At 50.7% G+C, this 17,108-nt stretch carries 23 protein-coding genes; 5 read left to right on the top strand and 18 right to left on the bottom strand.

Annotated elements, in window-relative coordinates:
- Positions 1 to 13 precede the first annotated feature (13 nt).
- Together thrB and LI114_RS02425 are read left to right on the top strand one after the other, a co-directional pair.
- Positions 14 to 901: a homoserine kinase gene (thrB, locus tag LI114_RS02430; RefSeq protein ID WP_227219026.1), complete on the top strand. Its 888-nt coding sequence runs from the start codon at positions 14 to 16 to the stop codon at positions 899 to 901.
- 218 nt (positions 902 to 1,119) lie between these two features.
- Entirely contained in the window at positions 1,120 to 1,842 is a 723-nt protein-coding gene (locus tag LI114_RS02425; protein WP_227219024.1) for a TVP38/TMEM64 family protein, read from the top strand.
- A 65-nt stretch (positions 1,843 to 1,907) separates the two neighbouring features.
- On the opposite strand, the gene LI114_RS02420 is transcribed toward LI114_RS02425, so the two are convergent.
- The gene (locus LI114_RS02420; protein WP_227219022.1) at positions 1,908 to 2,435 is read right to left on the bottom strand and encodes a nitroreductase; all 528 of its coding nucleotides are present in this window, start codon (positions 2,433 to 2,435) and stop codon (positions 1,908 to 1,910) included.
- A 493-nt stretch (positions 2,436 to 2,928) separates the two neighbouring features.
- On the opposite strand from LI114_RS02420, the gene LI114_RS02415 reads away from it, so the two are divergent.
- The 3 genes from LI114_RS02415 to LI114_RS02405 are packed head-to-tail and all read left to right on the top strand — an operon-like array spanning position 2,929 to position 7,951.
- Complete coding sequence (locus tag LI114_RS02415; protein ID WP_227219021.1) at positions 2,929 to 5,208, top strand: ABC transporter ATP-binding protein; 2,280 nt, start codon at positions 2,929 to 2,931, stop codon at positions 5,206 to 5,208.
- A gap of 13 nt (positions 5,209 to 5,221) precedes the next feature.
- Complete coding sequence (locus LI114_RS02410) at positions 5,222 to 5,761, top strand: DUF1854 domain-containing protein (RefSeq protein ID WP_227219019.1); 540 nt, start codon at positions 5,222 to 5,224, stop codon at positions 5,759 to 5,761.
- Between the two features lie 27 nt (positions 5,762 to 5,788).
- Positions 5,789 to 7,951, top strand: coding sequence for an ABC transporter ATP-binding protein (locus tag LI114_RS02405; protein WP_227219017.1), 2,163 nt, complete (start codon positions 5,789 to 5,791; stop codon positions 7,949 to 7,951).
- 75 nt (positions 7,952 to 8,026) lie between these two features.
- Here LI114_RS02405 and rplQ read toward each other — a convergent pair whose 3' ends face one another.
- From rplQ to LI114_RS02320, 17 genes are all read right to left on the bottom strand, one after another.
- The gene (gene rplQ, locus LI114_RS02400) at positions 8,027 to 8,368 is read right to left on the bottom strand and encodes a 50S ribosomal protein L17 (RefSeq protein WP_022127554.1); all 342 of its coding nucleotides are present in this window, start codon (positions 8,366 to 8,368) and stop codon (positions 8,027 to 8,029) included.
- A 24-nt stretch (positions 8,369 to 8,392) separates the two neighbouring features.
- Positions 8,393 to 9,352 (bottom strand): DNA-directed RNA polymerase subunit alpha, encoded by a 960-nt coding sequence (locus LI114_RS02395; protein WP_022127553.1) that lies wholly within the window; start codon positions 9,350 to 9,352, stop codon positions 8,393 to 8,395.
- Positions 9,353 to 9,450: 98 nt separating this feature from the next.
- Positions 9,451 to 10,047, bottom strand: coding sequence for a 30S ribosomal protein S4 (gene rpsD / locus LI114_RS02390; RefSeq protein WP_227219015.1), 597 nt, complete (start codon positions 10,045 to 10,047; stop codon positions 9,451 to 9,453).
- A 93-nt stretch (positions 10,048 to 10,140) separates the two neighbouring features.
- Positions 10,141 to 10,533: a 30S ribosomal protein S11 gene (rpsK, locus tag LI114_RS02385; RefSeq protein ID WP_022127551.1), complete on the bottom strand. Its 393-nt coding sequence runs from the start codon at positions 10,531 to 10,533 to the stop codon at positions 10,141 to 10,143.
- Between the two features lie 17 nt (positions 10,534 to 10,550).
- A complete protein-coding gene (rpsM, locus tag LI114_RS02380) occupies positions 10,551 to 10,919 on the bottom strand; it encodes a 30S ribosomal protein S13 (RefSeq protein ID WP_022127550.1) in 369 nt (122 codons plus the stop codon).
- Between the two features lie 27 nt (positions 10,920 to 10,946).
- Complete coding sequence (gene rpmJ / locus LI114_RS02375; RefSeq protein WP_022127549.1) at positions 10,947 to 11,060, bottom strand: 50S ribosomal protein L36; 114 nt, start codon at positions 11,058 to 11,060, stop codon at positions 10,947 to 10,949.
- A gap of 72 nt (positions 11,061 to 11,132) precedes the next feature.
- Positions 11,133 to 11,351: a translation initiation factor IF-1 gene (gene infA, locus LI114_RS02370; RefSeq protein WP_022127548.1), complete on the bottom strand. Its 219-nt coding sequence runs from the start codon at positions 11,349 to 11,351 to the stop codon at positions 11,133 to 11,135.
- A 273-nt stretch (positions 11,352 to 11,624) separates the two neighbouring features.
- On the bottom strand, positions 11,625 to 12,374 hold the full coding sequence (gene map, locus LI114_RS02365) for a type I methionyl aminopeptidase (RefSeq protein ID WP_227219013.1): 750 nt from the start codon (positions 12,372 to 12,374) through the stop codon (positions 11,625 to 11,627).
- Positions 12,375 to 12,410: 36 nt separating this feature from the next.
- Positions 12,411 to 13,043 carry an adenylate kinase gene (locus tag LI114_RS02360; RefSeq protein ID WP_022127546.1) on the bottom strand — a complete coding sequence of 211 codons (633 nt, stop codon included), beginning with the start codon at positions 13,041 to 13,043 and terminating at the stop codon, positions 12,411 to 12,413.
- A 39-nt stretch (positions 13,044 to 13,082) separates the two neighbouring features.
- Complete coding sequence (gene secY / locus LI114_RS02355) at positions 13,083 to 14,384, bottom strand: preprotein translocase subunit SecY (RefSeq protein WP_227219011.1); 1,302 nt, start codon at positions 14,382 to 14,384, stop codon at positions 13,083 to 13,085.
- A gap of 2 nt (positions 14,385 to 14,386) precedes the next feature.
- Complete coding sequence (gene rplO, locus LI114_RS02350) at positions 14,387 to 14,827, bottom strand: 50S ribosomal protein L15 (RefSeq protein WP_022127544.1); 441 nt, start codon at positions 14,825 to 14,827, stop codon at positions 14,387 to 14,389.
- A 20-nt stretch (positions 14,828 to 14,847) separates the two neighbouring features.
- Complete coding sequence (rpmD, locus tag LI114_RS02345) at positions 14,848 to 15,027, bottom strand: 50S ribosomal protein L30 (protein ID WP_022127543.1); 180 nt, start codon at positions 15,025 to 15,027, stop codon at positions 14,848 to 14,850.
- 13 nt (positions 15,028 to 15,040) lie between these two features.
- On the bottom strand, positions 15,041 to 15,541 hold the full coding sequence (gene rpsE, locus LI114_RS02340) for a 30S ribosomal protein S5 (protein ID WP_022127542.1): 501 nt from the start codon (positions 15,539 to 15,541) through the stop codon (positions 15,041 to 15,043).
- A gap of 14 nt (positions 15,542 to 15,555) precedes the next feature.
- Positions 15,556 to 15,915: a 50S ribosomal protein L18 gene (gene rplR, locus LI114_RS02335; protein ID WP_022127541.1), complete on the bottom strand. Its 360-nt coding sequence runs from the start codon at positions 15,913 to 15,915 to the stop codon at positions 15,556 to 15,558.
- A gap of 22 nt (positions 15,916 to 15,937) precedes the next feature.
- The gene (rplF, locus tag LI114_RS02330) at positions 15,938 to 16,489 is read right to left on the bottom strand and encodes a 50S ribosomal protein L6 (RefSeq protein WP_227219009.1); all 552 of its coding nucleotides are present in this window, start codon (positions 16,487 to 16,489) and stop codon (positions 15,938 to 15,940) included.
- 13 nt (positions 16,490 to 16,502) lie between these two features.
- A complete protein-coding gene (rpsH, locus tag LI114_RS02325) occupies positions 16,503 to 16,901 on the bottom strand; it encodes a 30S ribosomal protein S8 (protein ID WP_022127539.1) in 399 nt (132 codons plus the stop codon).
- An 18-nt stretch (positions 16,902 to 16,919) separates the two neighbouring features.
- Positions 16,920 to 17,105: a type Z 30S ribosomal protein S14 gene (locus LI114_RS02320; protein WP_022127538.1), complete on the bottom strand. Its 186-nt coding sequence runs from the start codon at positions 17,103 to 17,105 to the stop codon at positions 16,920 to 16,922.
- Positions 17,106 to 17,108: the final 3 nt, after the last annotated feature.

Here is a 17,108-nt window from a genome sequence, read left to right as displayed (position 1 = left end):
GGCGCTTTTTAAAATGATAAAAATTCGCATTCCCGCCACCAGCGCAAATCTGGGCGCGGGCTTCGACGCGCTGGGTCTGGCGCTGAGCTTTTATAATTATGTTGAAATGGAAGAGTCTGACAGAGTAGAGATCTCCTCTGCCGACGATATTGCCGTGCCTACTGATGAAAGCAACCTCATCTACGTTTCGGCAAAAGACCTTTTCGAGGTCTGCGGCAAAAAGCTGGAGGGTCTGAAACTGCGTCAGACCAACAATATACCTATGGCGCGCGGCTTAGGCTCGTCCTCCGCCTGCATAGTAGCGGGACTTGTCGGCGCAAACACGCTTCTCGGCAACCCCCTCACCACCGACGACCTGGTAGACCTCGCCGCGCAGATAGAGGGTCACCCCGACAACACCGCGCCCGCGCTGCTGGGCGGCATTGTAACTGCCGTTTTCGACGGCAGAAAGGTACACTGGGTAAAGCAGGAAGTTTTCACAAAGCTGAAATTCGCCGCGCTGATACCCGATTTCGAGCTGAAGACCGAAAAAGCCCGCGCCTGCCTGCCGAAAGAAGTTTCGCATAAGGACGCGGTGTACAACCTATCGCGCGCGGCGCTCTTCTCCGCTTCGCTGCTGACAGGCAAGTTCGAAAACCTGCGTACCGCGGTGCATGACAAACTGCACCAGCCGTACAGAATGGAGCTTATCCCCAACTGCCGCGAGGTATTCGACATCGCCTACACGCACGGCGCATACGGCGTTTTCATCAGCGGCGCAGGCCCGACCATCATGGCTATCGCGGACGAGAGCAACGAATTTTTCGAGGGCAAGATGAAATTCTCGCTGGAAAACGCGGGGCTTACGGGCTGGCAGGTGCGCGAGTTCCACATCGACAACGAGGGCACGAAGCTTATCTGAATAATAATGCGCATGGCGGTCGCAATGACTGTCATGCGCTTTTTGTAACTGTATGCAAAATATGGACGTGTGAATTTTCACCAATTTAATAAAAAAGTCGGAAAAGCGGACGTATTTCCGCATATTTTCGTGATATACGCTTGAAATTTTTTTGCTGATGTGCTATAATATCTTCAAATCTTAAATTTATCTTAATTTTTAAAGGAGAGATTTGCTGAATGGATAAAAATGACAGTGCAAAACCGCCGAAAAAGCGCCGCATAAAAATAGACCCGCTAAAACTCACGCCGCTGCTGGTCAGCCTGATATTCGTGATACTCTGCGCCATATTCGCCATGAAATGGGATTTTGAAGATATACTCGCATACACTCCGCACAACTACTTTCTCGCGGCGGTGGTGCTTTGGGCGTTTTACGCGCTGAAATCGCTCTCGATAGTATTTCCCGCCACGGTATTTTTCGTCGTCGCGGGACACATCTACCCCTACTGGGTCGCCGTTATCATCAACATAATCGGGCTGGCGGTGAGCTTTGCACTGCCCTACTACATCGGCAGGTACTCCGGCTCGCAGCTTGTCGAGGCGCTCACCGAGCGTTACCCAAAAGCGAAAAAGCTGATAAATTACGGACAGGAGAACAACTTTTTCACCGTCTACGCCTCGCGCGCGGTGACGGTAGTGCCGAACGACCTCGTGAGTATGCTCCACGGCGCGATGGAGATGCCTTTTCCCTCGTTCATCATCGGCTCGCTGGTCGGCATACTGCCCGAAATGCTTGTCGAAACGTACATCGGCGGCAAGCTGAGCAGTTTCAGCGTGAAGTCGGTGCTGGTGATGATAGGGCTTATCGCGCTGACGGCGGTGCTGAGTTTTCGTCTGAACAAGAGCATCAGCCGCAGGTTCATGAAGCACCGCGAGCGTGAAACCGCGCAGGAAAACTGAATTTTGCAGATAAAAAACCGCACAGAGCTAAGAAGCGCTCCGTGCGTTTTTTGCTGTTCACTCTATCACTTAGCGTAATACACCCAGTTTTCCTTACGCGAAGCAGCCTTCGGCTCTTCGCCGTCGATGTAGCCGAGCGCACAGTGACCTATTCCGACTTGATCGCCGGTAATGCCCAGCTCTGCCAGTATAGCCTTGCCCTCTTCGCTCTCAAACTCTTCCTTCGCGCGGTGTATCCATATGCTGCCGACGCCGAGCGAGTGCGCCGCGAGCATAAGGTTGCCCATTACAAGGCTACCGTCGTAGACCGCGGTAGGCACGTTCTTGTCCGCCAACACTATCAGCATGGCGGGCGCGCCGTAAAACGGGTCGAAGCCCTCTTGCCAGCCGCCGATCTTGCGGTTCATCTCAGATATTCTATCGCGAAGCTGCTTGTTCGTCACCGCTATTATTGTCGGCGACTGCAAATTCTTGCCGGTAGCGGCGTATGTTCCCGCCTCGGCTATCTGCTCGATGATCTCATCGGGCAGCGCGTCGGGCTTGAATTTGCGTATGCTTCTGCGCGTTTTCATCATTTCAATAACTTCGTTCATAAAAAAGACCTCCTAATTATCGGCATATTACCCCATATTTGAAAATCTCTCCACAGCCGCCCCATGTTTCACTAGTTCTGAATGTACACTATTATTATAGTATTTTTTGCGGCAAATGTCAAGCACGGCGGCAGGGTGAGGAAAAAATTTTTGATGTTTTTTGAAAAAAGCTATTGACAAATCACAAAAAGGGTGTTATAATCAAAAATGCGTAATGTACATACGTTTATCAAAAGTTTAAGAATATGAAAGGAGGCGGGCTAGATGCTTAATCTAATAACTACTGAGATCTTGAATTCGGAGTATAAGAATATTGACCTTAGCGTAGGCACGCGGCCCCGCCTTTTTATTTTAGCAGAGTGATATTATCGCCTTTTTTGTGATATTCCCCTGCCCATGATATAGGCTGTGAGCGCCCGACTGCGTATAAGGTCGGGCGCTTTTTTTGCGTGCTGATGCGCGCAAACGCCTGAAAATGAAAGGAGCTGACCAGATGCAACAAATGAAATACTTCGACCTGCTGCCCTCTGCGGCGGAGGCGGAGCTGCTGAAGCGCGGCGTAATGACCGACGAGCTGCTTTACTGCGTTAAAGCCGACCTCGACGGCGAGGGCTGCTACATCGACGTGTACATCACTTTCACGCGCGAAACGCTCTCGGTACTGCGCGGTTACGAGCGATACGGCAAGCTGAAACGCGGTGCGAAGCGCGCGGAGCTGACGGCGTTTGAGACCGTCGGGTATGATGAATACCCCCTTGCCGACATCGCCGAAATGTACGCCGACCGCCACTACGATTCCGCACGGCTGATGGTAAAAGACAAAAGCGGCGCGGAGTTTCCGATAGCGCGCTTTTCGCTCGGCTTTGCCGACAAATTTGAGAAATTTTCTCAGCGCGTAACGCAGGTAGCGGCGGGCGAAACGCCTGACGATTCGCTGCTTGAGGGGATAAAGACCCACTGCCCTGTATGCGGCGAGCCTTACCCGGACCCGAACCGTCCCGTTTGTCCGCGGTGCGTAGACAGGCGCAGCGTTTTCAAGCGGCTGCTTTCGATATTCAAAGACTTCCGCCGCGCGACCATCATGATACTGCTCACCATCATAGTCAGCAGCATTTTCGCGGTGCTCTCGCCGATATTCGGCTCGCAGATGCTCTACGACGACGTGCTCGCCGAGGGCGGAAAATACTACGGACAAATACTCATGATAGTACTGCTGATAGCGGGTGTAGACCTCGCGGGTATGCTGATACGCATAATCTCGGGCATAATCACCTCAAAGATCGTGCCGGTAGTTACCCACCGCCTGCGCGTGAAAATATTCAGCTCGCTCCAGCGGCTCTCGCTCGACTTTTTTACAGGCAAGCAGACAGGCTCGCTGATGTCGAGAGTTGACCGCGACAGCCAGAACATCTACTGGTTTTTCACCGACATAGTGCCATACGGCTTGACGAACGTCTTTAAGATAGTCGGCATAGCGGTGATAATGCTTACCATATCGCCCCTGCTTTCGCTCGGAATTATCCTCACCATCACGATGATAGAGATAGTTCAGCACCGCTTTTACAAGAGCCAGCGCAAGCTTTACCGCAAGTTTGACGTGGCTACACGCTCGGCAAACTCAGTGCTTTCCGACGTGATGAACGGTCAGCGCGTGGTGAAAGCTTTCGCCCGCGAGCAGCGCGAGATAGAGCGTTACAGCCTGAAAAATACCGAAGCGTACACGATAAATTCACGCATAAATCTGCGCATAGCCAACACCATACCTGTGATATGGACGTTTTACCGCGTGGTGAACAAGCTGGTATTTTTTGTCGGCGCGGTAATGGTCATAAAGGGGCACATACTCTTCGGCGCGCTTTCGGCGCTGCTTTCCTACACCGAAATGGCGGTAGACCCGATAAACTTTTTCACATGGATAGGCGACCGCTGGGCGAAGTGCATGGACGCCGCCTCGCGAATGTTTGAGATACTCGACGCCCTGCCCACTGTAAAAGAGGACGAGCACCCCGTGCGGATAGAAAACATGCGCGGCGAGATAGAGCTGAAAAACGTAAGCTTTGAGTACGAAGCGGGCCACCCGATAATCAAGAACGTATCGCTGAAAGTCGAAGCGGGCAAGATGTACGGAATAGTCGGCAAGACGGGCGCGGGAAAATCGACCATCATAAATCTGATGGCGCGGCTTTACGACGTTACGGGAGGCGAAATTACCATCGACGGCGTGCCGATACGCAAGATAGCTTTTGAAGACCTGCGCCGCAACATCGGCATAGTTTCGCAGGAAACCTACCTCTTTATAGGCTCTATCGCGGACAACATTCGCTACGCTGACCCCGAAGCGAGCATGGAGGAGGTAATAGAAGCGGCGAAATCGGCGAACGCGCACGAATTTATCACCAAGCTGCCCGAGGGCTACAACACGCGCGTAGGCGAGGGCGGAATTTCCCTTTCGGGCGGCGAAAAACAGCGCATATCCATAGCGCGCGCAATAATCCAAAAGCCAAACGTTCTGATACTCGACGAAGCGACCGCCGCGATGGACACCCGCACCGAGCGCAAGATACAGGCGGCGATCGACAATCTGAAACAGGGGCGCACGATAATCTCGATAGCCCACAGGCTTTCTACCCTGCGCGACGCGGATATGCTCTGCGTTATCGAAAACGGCGAGCTGAAAGAAAGCGGCACGCACGACGAGCTTATCCGCCGCAAGGGCAAGTATTTCGAGCTTTACAAGCTGCAGGCCGAAGCGCTGCAATTCATACAGGAATGAGGGAAATGAGAATATGTCAGAAGAAATTAACACCGCCGAGGTCTACGAGGTGGACAAGCTAACGCTGCTGAACTGCGCGGAGATACATCTGAAAAAAGAGCCGAGCGGCTACCTGACGCTGGAGTACGGCGGCAAAACGTACCGCAAGATAGACCCCACGCGGCTGATACCCTTTTACTCAAAAACGCAGTACATCAGCCTGCATTACGAGAACGAGGAGCGCGAATTTCGCGAAGTGGGCGTTATAAAAGACATGGCGGAGCTGCCTCCCGAGCAGTTTGAGCTGCTGAACGGCTACTTAGAGTACAAATATTTCATGCCCGAGATAACGCGCGTTTACTCGATACGCGACAATATGCGCGGCGCGATATTCGTAAAGACCGACACCACAGCGGGCGAAAAGACGATATGCGTTCGCGACTGGTATCAGAATTTCCGACTGCTGAACGGCAGCTATCTTTACGTCAACGACGCCGACGGCAACAAATATTTTTGTCCCGACATCAGCAAGCTTGACAAGAAAAGCTTGCAGGTGCTGGAGATGTTTACCTAATAAAATCTAACGAAAGGGGGTCTGCAAATGGATCTCTGCATATCTGTACCGCAAAACGCGCCGGAAGGCGTGGTGTACTCGCTGCCCGCGGACTTCACCGCCGAGGGCGAAAAGCGCGGCGGCTGCCTTTGCGCTACGCGTGAAAAGCTGCTCATCTACGAAAACGGCGAGCTTGCGCGGGAATACCTGATAAGCGACTTCACCGAATTTAAGGTAACGCGCGGCGCGGGAAGCTCTATGGCGCAGGGCGTTGATAAAAGCGGGCAAACGTTGGCTTTCTGCGGGTTTACGCAAGAGAAATTCCTGCGGTTCGCCGAGATGATGAAGCTGCTCGACCACTATGTGCGCACGGCCGAGCTGATAACAGACACGGGCGGCGAAGAGCCGAACTGCCCGAAATGCGGTATGCCGCTGGAGGGCGCGAAGGAGTGCATTTACTGCGTTGGCAAGAGCCGCACGCTGCTGCGGCTGATAAAGCGCGTAGCCCCGTACAAGAAAATTTTCACGATAGCCGTCATCTGCGCGGTGCTTTCGGAAGCGACCTGGGTCATCACACCTTACATCAACAGACTAATAATCGACCGCTACGTCACCCCGCGCTTTGAGGAATGGAGCGGCTTCATCGCGCTGGCGGTGACCTCAGTCGGGCTGATACTCATGACGGGTATTTTCGACTTCATCAACATGAAATTCAGCTTTCGCACGGCGCTGGGGCTGGGCAAAGACCTGCGCGAGGAAGTTTTTGAAAAATCGCAGACGCTCTCGATGAGCGCGGTGTCGAAGCGCACGGCGGGCGAGCTGATAAACCGCGTTTCCAACGACGCGGCGAAGATAGAGGACTTCATCACTGCAAACGGCAAGGACGCGGTGGTGCAAACGCTCTCGCTCATCATAATCGGCGTGCTGGTATTTTTCATGGACTGGCGGCTGGCGCTCATGACTGTCCTCCCCGTGCCGATAGTTTTCGCGATAGTCGATAAGCTTTTCAACGCTATGGCTATCCGCTACACCAGAGTTTGGAAAAACTCGACCCGCCACAGCGAAACCTTGCACGATATACTCAACGGCATACGGGTAGTAAAATCCTACGGCAACGAATGGCGCGAGGTACAGCGCTACTCCGGCTGCTCGGAGGAGTGGGCGAAAAGCTGCACCCGCGCCGAGATAATGTGGTACTTGACGATACCCATTTCGGAATTTATCCTCACCATCGGCAACTTTTTTGTGCTGTATTTCGGCGGACGAATGGTGCTGGGCGAAACAATGTCGCTCGGTCAGCTCATACAGTTCACCACCTACGTTGCGATGCTGTACACGCCGATACGCTGGATGATACAGATACCGCGAAATCTGGCGGACGTTTCCGTTTCGGCGGGCAAGGTCTTTGAGATACTAGACGAAGAGAGCGACGTGCGCGACTGCGCCGACCCGATAAAGCTCGACATAAAGGGCGATATAGAGTTCGACGGCGTGTACTTCGGCTACAAATCTTACGACCCTGTGCTGAAAGACATCACTTGCCGCATAAAGCAGGGCGAGATGGTCGGCATAGTCGGTCACTCGGGCGTCGGCAAATCGACTATGATAAACCTTATCCTGCGGCTTTACGACTGCACGCAGGGCGAGATACGCATCGACGGCGTTGACATCAAGCAGATAGACCTGCACAGCCTGCGCTCGCAGGTGGGCGTGGTACTGCAAGAAACCTTTCTTTTCGACGGCAACGTGCTGGAAAACATCGCCTACGCCAAGCCGAACGCGACCTTTGAGGAGGTCATAAAGGCGGCGAAGATAGCGAACGCGCACGACTTTATAACAAAGCTGCCCGACGGCTACAACACGCGCGTCGGCAACAAAGGCTATCAGCTCTCCGGCGGCGAGCGCCAGCGCATAGCTATCGCGAGGGCGATACTTCACGACCCGAAGATAATAATCCTCGACGAAGCGACAGCCTCGCTCGACACCCAGACCGAAAAGCAGATACAGGAAGCGCTCGGCAAGCTGACGGCAGGCAGGACTACCATTGCGATAGCCCACAGACTCTCGACCCTGAGCGCCGCGGACAGGCTGATAGTTCTCGACAAAGGGCATTTGGCAGAGTGCGGCACGCACACCGAGCTTATGAAGCACAAAGGCGTTTACTACAAGCTGGTAATGGCGCAGCGCCAGACAACGAAAATGAAGCAGTAAACCGACACAAATGCAAAAGAAAAACCTCCCGAAAAACTCGGGAGGTCTTTTTTATGTGATATTAAATCGAAAAACTTATACAAGCGAAATGATAGCCATTTCAGCAGCGTCACCGCGGCGGGGTCCGATCTTTACGATCTTGGTGTAACCGCCGTTACGTCCGGAATAGGACGGAGCGATGTCGTCAAAAAGCTTCTTCGCAACCGATTCCTTAGTAACGTAGGAAAGTACCTGACGCTTGGAATGGAGGTCGCCCGCCTTGCCCAGAGTGATCATTTTCTCGGTCATAGCGCTGACTTCTTTAGCTCTTGTTACAGTTGTTTCAATCTTACCGTTTTCAAGAAGATAAGTGACCATAGCTCTCAGCATAGCCTTTCTGTGGTCGCTAGCTCTTCCCAGCTTTCTTGTGCCTGGCATAGATTTTCACTCCTTACTTATAACTTAATTATCTTCTTCGGAACTGAGGTCGTATCCAAGCGAATGCAGCTTTTCCTTGACCTCGTCAAATGACTTTTTACCAAGGTTTCTAACCTTCATCATTTCTTCAGCCGATTTCTCAATCAGATCGTTTACGGTGTTGATACCCGCACGCTTCAAGCAGTTGAACGAGCGAACGGATAAGTCAAGTTCCTCAATGGTCATCTCAAGGATCTTTTCCTTGCCCTTGTCGTCTTTCTCTACCATGATCTCTACAACGCTCGCCTCTTCCGAAAGGTCGATAAAGAGGTTAAGATGCTCGTTGAGGAGTTTGGCTGCCATTGAAACTGCTTCCTTAGCGGAAATAGTACCGTCGGTCCATACCTCTAAAGTAAGCTTGTCGTAGTCGGTGATCTGTCCAACACGCGTATTATCTACCGTATAATTTACCTTCAGCACCGGGGTATAAATGCTGTCTACCGCAATTACACCTATCGGCGCGTTTGGCGTAAGGGACTTGTTTTTCTCGGCAGAAACGTAGCCTCTGCCGCGGTCGATAACGATCTCCATATACAGCTTTGCGTCAGGTCCCAGAGTAGCTATATGCATATCAGGAACGAGAATATCCACTTCCGAATCAGCCTTGATGTCGCCTGCGGTAACTTCGCATTCGCCCTCAGCCTCAATGTAAATGGTCTTGGGTCCGTCGCCGTATAACTTTGCTGTAAGTCCCTTGAGGTTCAGGATGATCTCTGTTACATCTTCCTTAACTCCCGGAATCGTCGTAAGCTCGTGGTGTACGCCGTCGATCTTTACCGATGTAACGGCTACGCCCGGTAACGAGGAGAGCAGCACCCTTCTTAAGCTGTTGCCAAGTGTGATGCCATAGCCACGCTCAAGCGGCTCAAGCACGAAACGTCCGTATGTGCCGTTGCTCTTAAGCTCTTCTGTTTCAATTTCAGGCTTTTCTATTTTTTCAAGCATTTAAAACCCTCCTGTTTTCAAAAACTCTGCTTAGTTTTCTCACGTTTACGAGTGGATGTCTGCAAAACATAACGCCGTTTACAGCGTATTCTAAGTTATTACTTAGAATACAGCTCGACGATAAGGTGCTCTTCAACTTCGTAATCAAGGTCTTCCTTAACAGGAGCGCGAAGTACCTTAGCACTTCCCTGTTCCTTGTTTACGTCAAGCCAAGCGGGAGTGAGTCTGTCAGCCGTACCTTCGGCGATCTGCTTGAATTTTTCGCTCTTCTTGCTCTTTTCGGAAAGGGAGATAACGTCGCCTACCTTAACGCTGTAAGAAGGGATATCTACTCTCTTGCCGTTTACGAGGAAGTGGCCGTGTGCAACGAGCTGACGAGCTTCGCGTCTGGTAAGAGCTGCGCCCATTCTGAATGCTACGTTGTCGAGTCTGGACTCGAGACAGGTGATGAGGTTTTCACCGGCCTGACCTTCCATCTTCTGAGCGATCTCAAAAGTGTGGGAGAACTGCTTCTCAAGTACGCCGTAGATAAATCTCAGCTTCTGCTTTTCCTTGAGCTGCATTCCATATTCGGAAACCTTTTTTCTCTTGCCCGCGTTAGGATCGCGCTTTGTCTCTTTGCCTACGCCCATGACCATAGGGCTGATGCCGAGCTCTCTGCAAGTTTTAAGGATAGGTTTTCTGTTTACTGCCATTGTAATTACCTCCGTTTTTTAATGTTGTATCGGGCCTCTGCGGCTTTTTTGCCGACTGCCCGACTTTGAGTAAACTGCACTCAAATTGTCTTATTATACGCGTCTTCTCTTAGGAGGACGGCAACCGTTGTGGGGGATAGGAGTTACGTCTTTGATCATTCTTACTTCAAGATCTTCCGACTGAAGAGCGCGGATAGCTGCTTCTCTTCCTGCTCCGGGTCCCTTAACGTATACTTCTACGATCTTGAGGCCATGCTCCTTAGCTGCTCTTGCAGCGGTCTCAGCAGCAGTCTGTGCTGCGAAAGGAGTGCTCTTCTTAGATCCGCGGAAGCCGAGACCGCCTGCGGAAGCCCAAGAAATAGCGTTGCCCTGCATATCGGTGATAGTAACTATGGTGTTGTTGAAGGTGGACTGGATGTGAACCTGTCCCTGTTCAATGTTCTTTCTTTCGCGACGACGGCGAATTACTTTCTTAGCCTGAGCCATGTTCTTTTAGTCCCTCCTTACTTCTTCTTGTTAGCGATGGTCTTTACAGGGCCCTTGCGGGTTCTGGCGTTGGTCTTAGTTCTCTGTCCTCTTACAGGCAGACCCTTTCTGTGGCGAACGCCTCTGTAACAGCCTATCTCTACAAGTCTTTTAATGTTGAGCGCAACTTCTCTTCTGAGGTCGCCCTCTACCGTTAAATTGTGATCGATATATTCACGTAATTTTGCTACGTCGTCTTCCGACAGATCTTTAACTCTGATGTCGGGATTGACGCCTGTTTCCGCAAGAATCTTAGCGGAAGTCTTCTGACCGATGCCGTAAATATAGGTGAGTCCGATTTCTACTCTCTTATCCTTGGGCAGGTCGATACCAGCAATTCGAGCCATTATAGCTGCACCTCCAAATTTGGTTTGTTAACCCTGACGCTGCTTGTGCTTGGGGTTCTGGCAAATTACCATTACCTTGCCTTTTCTCTTGATAACTTTGCACTTTTCGCACATGGGCTTAACTGAAGGTCTTACTTTCATTTGAAATACCTCCTTCAAATATAAACGCCGAAGCTTCAAAAGCCTCGCACTTGACTTATGACGGAAAGCTTATTATTTCGCTCTCCATGTGATTCTTCCCTTTGTAAGATCATAAGGCGACATTTCGACCGTTACCTTATCACCGGGTACTATACGAATGTAATTCATACGAAGCTTTCCGGAGATCTGCGCCAGAATCTTGTGGCCGTTAGCAAGCTCTACTCTGAAAGTTGCGTTAGGCAGTGCTTCTGTTACTACTCCTTCGAGTTCGATTACATCTTCCTTTGACATAGATCCACATTCCTTTCAAGGATCGAAAATCATCGGATTTAAAACAACTCCCGTTCTTTAGGTTTATGAACGGTCTGCCGATTTCTTCGCTTTGGGTTTTAAACTCCGATATCAGCTTGCGCTTATTATATTCAAAACGATTATGATCTCAGGCAGTGAAATGCTCTCTTCCCTTTTCGGCGCTTTGCAACGTTTCGCGCCGCGGCAAAAAAGACTGCCCTCGATCTTTCACGTTTCGATTGTAAAGTAGTGTGTGTGAACACGTTTTTCGAGTTAATCAGGCTTTGTAAGAATCATGCAGCCTGTTTCTGTAACTGCGATGGTGTGTTCAAAATGAGCGGATAGTTTGCCGTCGGCAGTTTTAGTAGTCCAGCCGTCGCCCATTACTTTCACCTTGGGGCTTCCCTCGGTTATCATAGGCTCTATGGCTATTACCATTCCCGCCTGAAGTCTTACGCCGTGACCCGCTTTTCCGAAATTCGGAACTTCGGGGTCTTCGTGCAGATCTCTTCCAACTCCGTGGCCCACGAACTCGCGAACCACGCCGTATCCGTTATCCTCATTGTATTTCTGAATAGCCGCTCCGAGATCTCCGAGCCTTACGCCCGGCTTTACCATACTTATCGCGAGGTAAAGGCTTTCCTCGGTCGACTTCATCAGTGCCTTTGCCTCTTCGGAAACTTCGCCGACTGCAAAGGTCTTGCAGGAATCACCGTGAAATCCCCCGATATAAGCTCCGACGTCCACCGAAACGATGTCGCCATCCTTTATTACCTGAGGGCCGGGTATTCCGTGGATAACCACATCGTTGATGGAAATGCAGGCAGATCCGGGGAAGCCGCCGTAGCCTAAAAAGCTCGGCTTTGCTCCGTGCGATGTGATGTATTTGCGAACTACGGTATCCAGCTCTTTGGTAGTCATACCCGCGTGGATAGCCTCGCCCGCCGCCACCAGCGCGCCGCCTGTGATAAGACCGGCTTTGCGCATTTTTTCAATTTCCTTAGGTGATTTTACAGAAATCATTTTTTAAACTTCTTTCTAGATCCCGAAAACAAGTTTTTATGCCTTGAGCGCCTCAAGCGTGAGCTTAGAGGTATCGGCAACTTCCTCCTGACCTACTACGGTGGTCAGCTTGCCCTGTGCCTTGTAGTAATCTTTAAGAGGAGCTGTCTGCTCGTGGTAAGTTTTAAGTCTGCTCTTTACTGTTTCAGGCTCGTCGTCCTTGCGGATAACCAGCTCTTTGCCGCAAGCGTCGCAGATACCCTCCTGCTTGGGGGGCTTGAAATCTGTGTGGAACGTTGCGCCGCAGTCGAGGCAAACTCTTCTACCGCTCATGCGCTGCTGGATCTTCTCATCGGGTACATATATTTCAATTACCTTGTCGATGGTAACGCCCATAGCGTCGAGCGCTTCAGCCTGAGGAACAGTTCTGGGAAAGCCGTCGAGAATGAAGCCGTTCTGTGCGTCTGGCTCTTTTATCCTATCCTTAAGTATTCCGATAACGATGTCGTCGGAAACAAGGTCGCCTGCGTCCATAGCAGCTTTAGCTTTCAGACCGTATTCGGTACCGGCTTTAACGGCTGCTCTGAGCATATTGCCCGTCGAGATAGTGGGTATGCCGAGCTCTTTGCAGATAACTTCTGCCTGAGTGCCCTTGCCGGCGCCGGGAGCGCCTAATAAAATAAGATTCATCAGTGGTGTCCTCCTTATCTAAACTCAGACTGTCTTTTATTATTCAAGGAAGCCCTTATGATGACGCATCATCATCTGAGATTCCATTGTTCTTGCAGTTTCCAGTGCAACGCTTACTACGATGAGGATCGAAGTACCGCCCATCGAAACAGGCAGGTTAGTCGCGTAACCGAAGATTATCGGGAACAGCGCGATAAGACCTAAGAAGAAAGCGCCCAGCAGCGTGATCTTAGAAAGTACGCGGCGCAGGTAATCTACCGTAGGCTTGCCGGGTCTTATACCGGGTATCGAGCCGTTTGACTGACGAAGGTTGTTCGCGATCTCAAGCGGGTTATACTGCATGGAAATATAGAAGTAGTTGAACGCGATTATCAGAATGAAATACAGAACGCCGTATACGGGGTGGCTGTAGCTGAACACGTTCAGCACCTTCTCGTAAAAACCGCCTGCCTTAGGAGTAATGAAAAGCTCCAGAGTAGCGGGCAGCGACATAAATGCCATAGCGAAGATTATGGGGAGAACGCCCGCCATAGATACCTTTATAGGAAGGAAGGTGTTCTGACCGCCGTACTGCTTTCTGCCTACCACGCGCTTGGCGTAAGCGATCGGGATACGTCTTTCTGCGTTGTTCATGAAAACGATGAGCGCGATCATGAAAATGTAGATCACATAGAGCAGGGGAACAAGTATCTTGTACTTGGTATCGCCGCTGGTCATGTAACCGAAATCTCTTACCATATCGGAAGGGATGCGTGCGATGATTCCTGCGAACAGCAGTATCGAGATACCGTTTCCGATACCCTTCTCGCTGATCTGATTACCCAGCCACATAGTAAGCGAAGAGCCTGCCGTGAAGCACATGATAATTACGATCTCAGAGAATACTTTGTCGAAGCCGCTGCCGGTGTATACAAGCGCGTGCGCCTGATTTTTCAGGGTGAGGTAGTAAGCCCAAGCCTGGAAAACCGAGATAGCGAGCGCCGCATATCTTGTGACCTTGTCGATCTTCTTTCTGCCCTCCATACCCTCTTTAGCCAGTCTTTCGAGCGGCGGCAGAGCGTAAGTAAGAAGCTGAATGATGATCTGTGCGTTGATATAAGGTGAAACGGAAAGAGCCAGCAGCGTACCTTTCGAGAAGTTATCTCCCGAAAGTACGTTTAAGTAGCTGAATATATTTCCGTTACTGTTTTGTGTTTCAAACCAGCTTTTGATTACCGCCGTGTCGAGGAACGGCACGGGGATAGCTCCGCCGATTCGATAAATTATGATGATGAGTAGTGTGTACAAAAGCTTTTTGCGAAGCTCAGGTACCGACCAGGCATTTTTTAACGTCTGTAACACTATTACATCACCTCAGCCTTCCCGCCTGCCTTTTCAATTTTTTCTTTAGCAGCTGCGGTAAACTTTGCAGCCTTAACGGTAAGGTTTTTAGTGAGTTCTCCATTTCCGAGGATCTTTACGCCGTCGAGCTCCTTCTTGATGAGACCCGAAGCCTTCAGCAGCTCTGCATCTACTACGGTGCCGTCTACGAATTTCTCAAGATCCGAAACGTTAACGGTAGCATACTCGGTTCTGAAAATGTTGTTGAATCCTCTCTTCGGGATTCTTCTAGCGAGTGTGGTCTGTCCGCCCTCAAAGCCGGGTCTTACGCCGCCTCCGGAACGTGCCTTCTGACCTTTGTGACCCTTTCCGGCGGTCTTGCCCTGACCGGAACCGTGTCCTCTGCCGATTCTCTTAACGTCTTTAACAGAACCGGGAGCAGGTGATAATTCGTGCAGTTTCATTATCTGTTGCACCTCCTAACTTACGCTTCTGTTACTTTTATAAGATGTGAAATAACCTTGATCTTGCCCTGCGTCTGTGCGTTATCGGGCTGTACGGTCTCAGCGCCGATCTTACGAAGACCAAGGGAATGTGCGGTTGCAATCTGCTTCTCAGACTTAGAGTTGAGGCTTCTTACAAGAGTGATCTTAAGATTTGCCATTGCCTTGTCCTCCTTAACCTATGATTTCCTTTACGGACTTGCCTCTCTTAGCGGCAACCTCCTCGGCGGATTTTACCGAAGCAAGACCGTTTATGGTAGCTCTTACTACGTTTGAAGGATTGTTTGAACGCAGCGACTTTGTTCTTATATCCTTGATTCCGGCTACTTCTACTACGGCTCTTACGGGGCCGCCGGCGATAACACCGGTACCGGGTGCGGCGGGCATCAGAAGTACTTCGCCAGCGCCAAACTTGCCTACGATCTCGTGGGGGATCGTGGTGCCCTTGAGGGAAACCTTGACAAGGTTCTTCTTAGCGTCCTCGATACCCTTGCGGATAGCGTCGGGAACTTCGCCCGACTTGCCAAGACCAAAGCCGATTATGCCGTTTCCGTCGCCTACTACTACAAGCGCGGAAAACTTCATTATACGGCCGCCCTTTACGGTCTTGGATACTCTATTGATTGCAACTACCTTCTCGGCAAGCTCCAATCCTGTCGCATCTATTAAAGCCAAAAGTAAAACCTCCTTTAGAACTTGAGTCCGCCTTCACGGGCTCCTTCTGCTAACTCCTGAACGCGTCCGTGATAAACGTAACCGCCTCTGTCGAATACGACTTCGGAGATACCCTTTTCAGCGGCTGCTTTTGCAATCATCTCGCCGACCTTGCGCGCGCCTTCCTTGTTGCCGCCGTTGCCCTCGAATGCCTTATCCATCGAGGAAGCTGCACAAAGTGTTACACCCTTTACGTCGTCGATAATCTGAGCATATATATGCTTCGAGGAGCGGAATACGTTAAGGCGGGGGCACTCTGCTGTACCGCTGATCTTGTTGCGGACTCTGAAGTGTCTTTTTGCTCTTGCCTTTGCTCTGTCAAGCTTCTTAACCATTTGCTATTCTCTCCTTCTCTAATTACTTCTTGCTGCCCTTACCGGCCTTGCCTTCCTTATGGATGACATATTCACCGGCGTAGCGGATTCCCTTGCCCTTATAAGGCTCAGGCGGACGCTTCTCGCGGATCTCGCAGGCAAACTGACCAACCTCCTGCTTATCGATACCCGATACAACGATCTGGTTGGGCTGGGGTACGTCGAGCTTGATGGAATCAGTTTCGCTGATAACTACGGGGTGAGAAAAACCAAGGTTCAGGTTTACGTTCTTGCCCTGCTTCTGTGCTCTGTAACCTACGCCGACGATCTCGAGCTGCTTGGAATAGCCCTCGGTAACGCCTACTACCATATTGTTGATGAGCGTTCTTGTAAGTCCGTGGAGGGACTTGTGCGCTTTGTCCTCGCTGGGACGCTCTACTGTGATAACGCCGTCAGCGCACTTTATTATCATGTCCTTGTTGTAGGACTTTGTAAGTGTACCCTTAGGTCCCTTTACCGTTACAACGTTTCCGTCTGCAATGGTCACATCTACTCCGGCAGGAACTGTAATGGGTTTGATACCTATTCTTGACATAGTATAGTCCTCCTTACCAGATAAATGCGAGAACCTCGCCGCCTACGTTAAGCTCTCTTGCCTTCTTGTCGGTGATAACGCCCTTGGAAGTAGAGATGATGGCTACGCCAAGTCCCTTCATTACCTTAGGCAGATCTTCGCAGCCTGCATAGATTCTTAAACCGGGCTTAGAAACTCTTCTCAGACCAGTGATAACTGAGTTTCTGTTCTCGTCGTACTTCAGAGTAACTCTGATAGTTCCCTGCTTTCCGTCGTCGATTACCTTGTAGTCCTTGATGTATCCTTCGTCAAGGAGGATCTGGGTAATAGACTTCTTCATGTTGGAAGCGGGAATGTCAACTGTTGCGTGCTTTGCAGTGCTTGCGTTACGGATTCTCGTAAGCAGGTCTGCAATTGTATCAGTAATCTGCATTATTGATTAACCTCCCTTTTACCAGCTTGCCTTCTTAACTCCGGGAATCTTGCCCTGATGTGCGAGTTCTCTGAAGCAGATACGGCAGATTCCGTATTTTCTTAAATATGCGTGCGGTCTACCGCAGATCTTGCATCTGTTGTAAGCTCGGGTGGAGTACTTAGGTTCAGCCTGCTGCTTGTTGATCATAGCCTTCTTAGCCATTTA

Source organism: Ruminococcus sp. 210702-SL.1.03 (genome assembly GCF_020559915.1).
GTDB lineage: Bacteria > Bacillota > Clostridia > Oscillospirales > Ruminococcaceae > YE71.
The sequence above is the reverse complement of the archived record's forward strand: the minus strand, read 5'-3'. Positions and strand labels throughout refer to the sequence as shown.

Coding starts and splice junctions, on each gene's coding strand:
- infA (WP_022127548.1), bottom strand. CDS start 11,351: ATGTCAAAGGAAGATGTAATCGAACTCGAAGGAGTAGTAACAGAAGCA.
- rplR (WP_022127541.1), bottom strand. CDS start 15,915: ATGGTTAAGAAGCTTGACAGAGCAAAGGCAAGAGCAAAAAGACACTTC.
- LI114_RS02360 (WP_022127546.1), bottom strand. CDS start 13,043: ATGAATCTTATTTTATTAGGCGCTCCCGGCGCCGGCAAGGGCACTCAG.
- rpsD (WP_227219015.1), bottom strand. CDS start 10,047: ATGGCAGTAAACAGAAAACCTATCCTTAAAACTTGCAGAGAGCTCGGC.
- LI114_RS02395 (WP_022127553.1), bottom strand. CDS start 9,352: ATGCTTGAAAAAATAGAAAAGCCTGAAATTGAAACAGAAGAGCTTAAG.
- LI114_RS02425 (WP_227219024.1), top strand. CDS start 1,120: ATGGATAAAAATGACAGTGCAAAACCGCCGAAAAAGCGCCGCATAAAA.
- rplF (WP_227219009.1), bottom strand. CDS start 16,489: ATGTCAAGAATAGGTATCAAACCCATTACAGTTCCTGCCGGAGTAGAT.
- rpmJ (WP_022127549.1), bottom strand. CDS start 11,060: ATGAAAGTAAGACCTTCAGTTAAGCCCATGTGCGAAAAGTGCAAAGTT.
- rplO (WP_022127544.1), bottom strand. CDS start 14,827: ATGAAACTGCACGAATTATCACCTGCTCCCGGTTCTGTTAAAGACGTT.
- LI114_RS02415 (WP_227219021.1), top strand. CDS start 2,929: ATGCAACAAATGAAATACTTCGACCTGCTGCCCTCTGCGGCGGAGGCG.
- LI114_RS02420 (WP_227219022.1), bottom strand. CDS start 2,435: ATGAACGAAGTTATTGAAATGATGAAAACGCGCAGAAGCATACGCAAA.
- LI114_RS02405 (WP_227219017.1), top strand. CDS start 5,789: ATGGATCTCTGCATATCTGTACCGCAAAACGCGCCGGAAGGCGTGGTG.
- map (WP_227219013.1), bottom strand. CDS start 12,374: ATGATTTCTGTAAAATCACCTAAGGAAATTGAAAAAATGCGCAAAGCC.
- rplQ (WP_022127554.1), bottom strand. CDS start 8,368: ATGCCAGGCACAAGAAAGCTGGGAAGAGCTAGCGACCACAGAAAGGCT.
- rpmD (WP_022127543.1), bottom strand. CDS start 15,027: ATGGCAAATCTTAAGATCACTCTTGTAAGAAGCCTCAACTCTAAGTCT.
- LI114_RS02410 (WP_227219019.1), top strand. CDS start 5,222: ATGTCAGAAGAAATTAACACCGCCGAGGTCTACGAGGTGGACAAGCTA.
- LI114_RS02320 (WP_022127538.1), bottom strand. CDS start 17,105: ATGGCTAAGAAGGCTATGATCAACAAGCAGCAGGCTGAACCTAAGTAC.
- thrB (WP_227219026.1), top strand. CDS start 14: ATGATAAAAATTCGCATTCCCGCCACCAGCGCAAATCTGGGCGCGGGC.
- rpsM (WP_022127550.1), bottom strand. CDS start 10,919: ATGGCTCGAATTGCTGGTATCGACCTGCCCAAGGATAAGAGAGTAGAA.
- rpsK (WP_022127551.1), bottom strand. CDS start 10,533: ATGGCTCAGGCTAAGAAAGTAATTCGCCGTCGTCGCGAAAGAAAGAAC.
- rpsH (WP_022127539.1), bottom strand. CDS start 16,901: ATGCAGATTACTGATACAATTGCAGACCTGCTTACGAGAATCCGTAAC.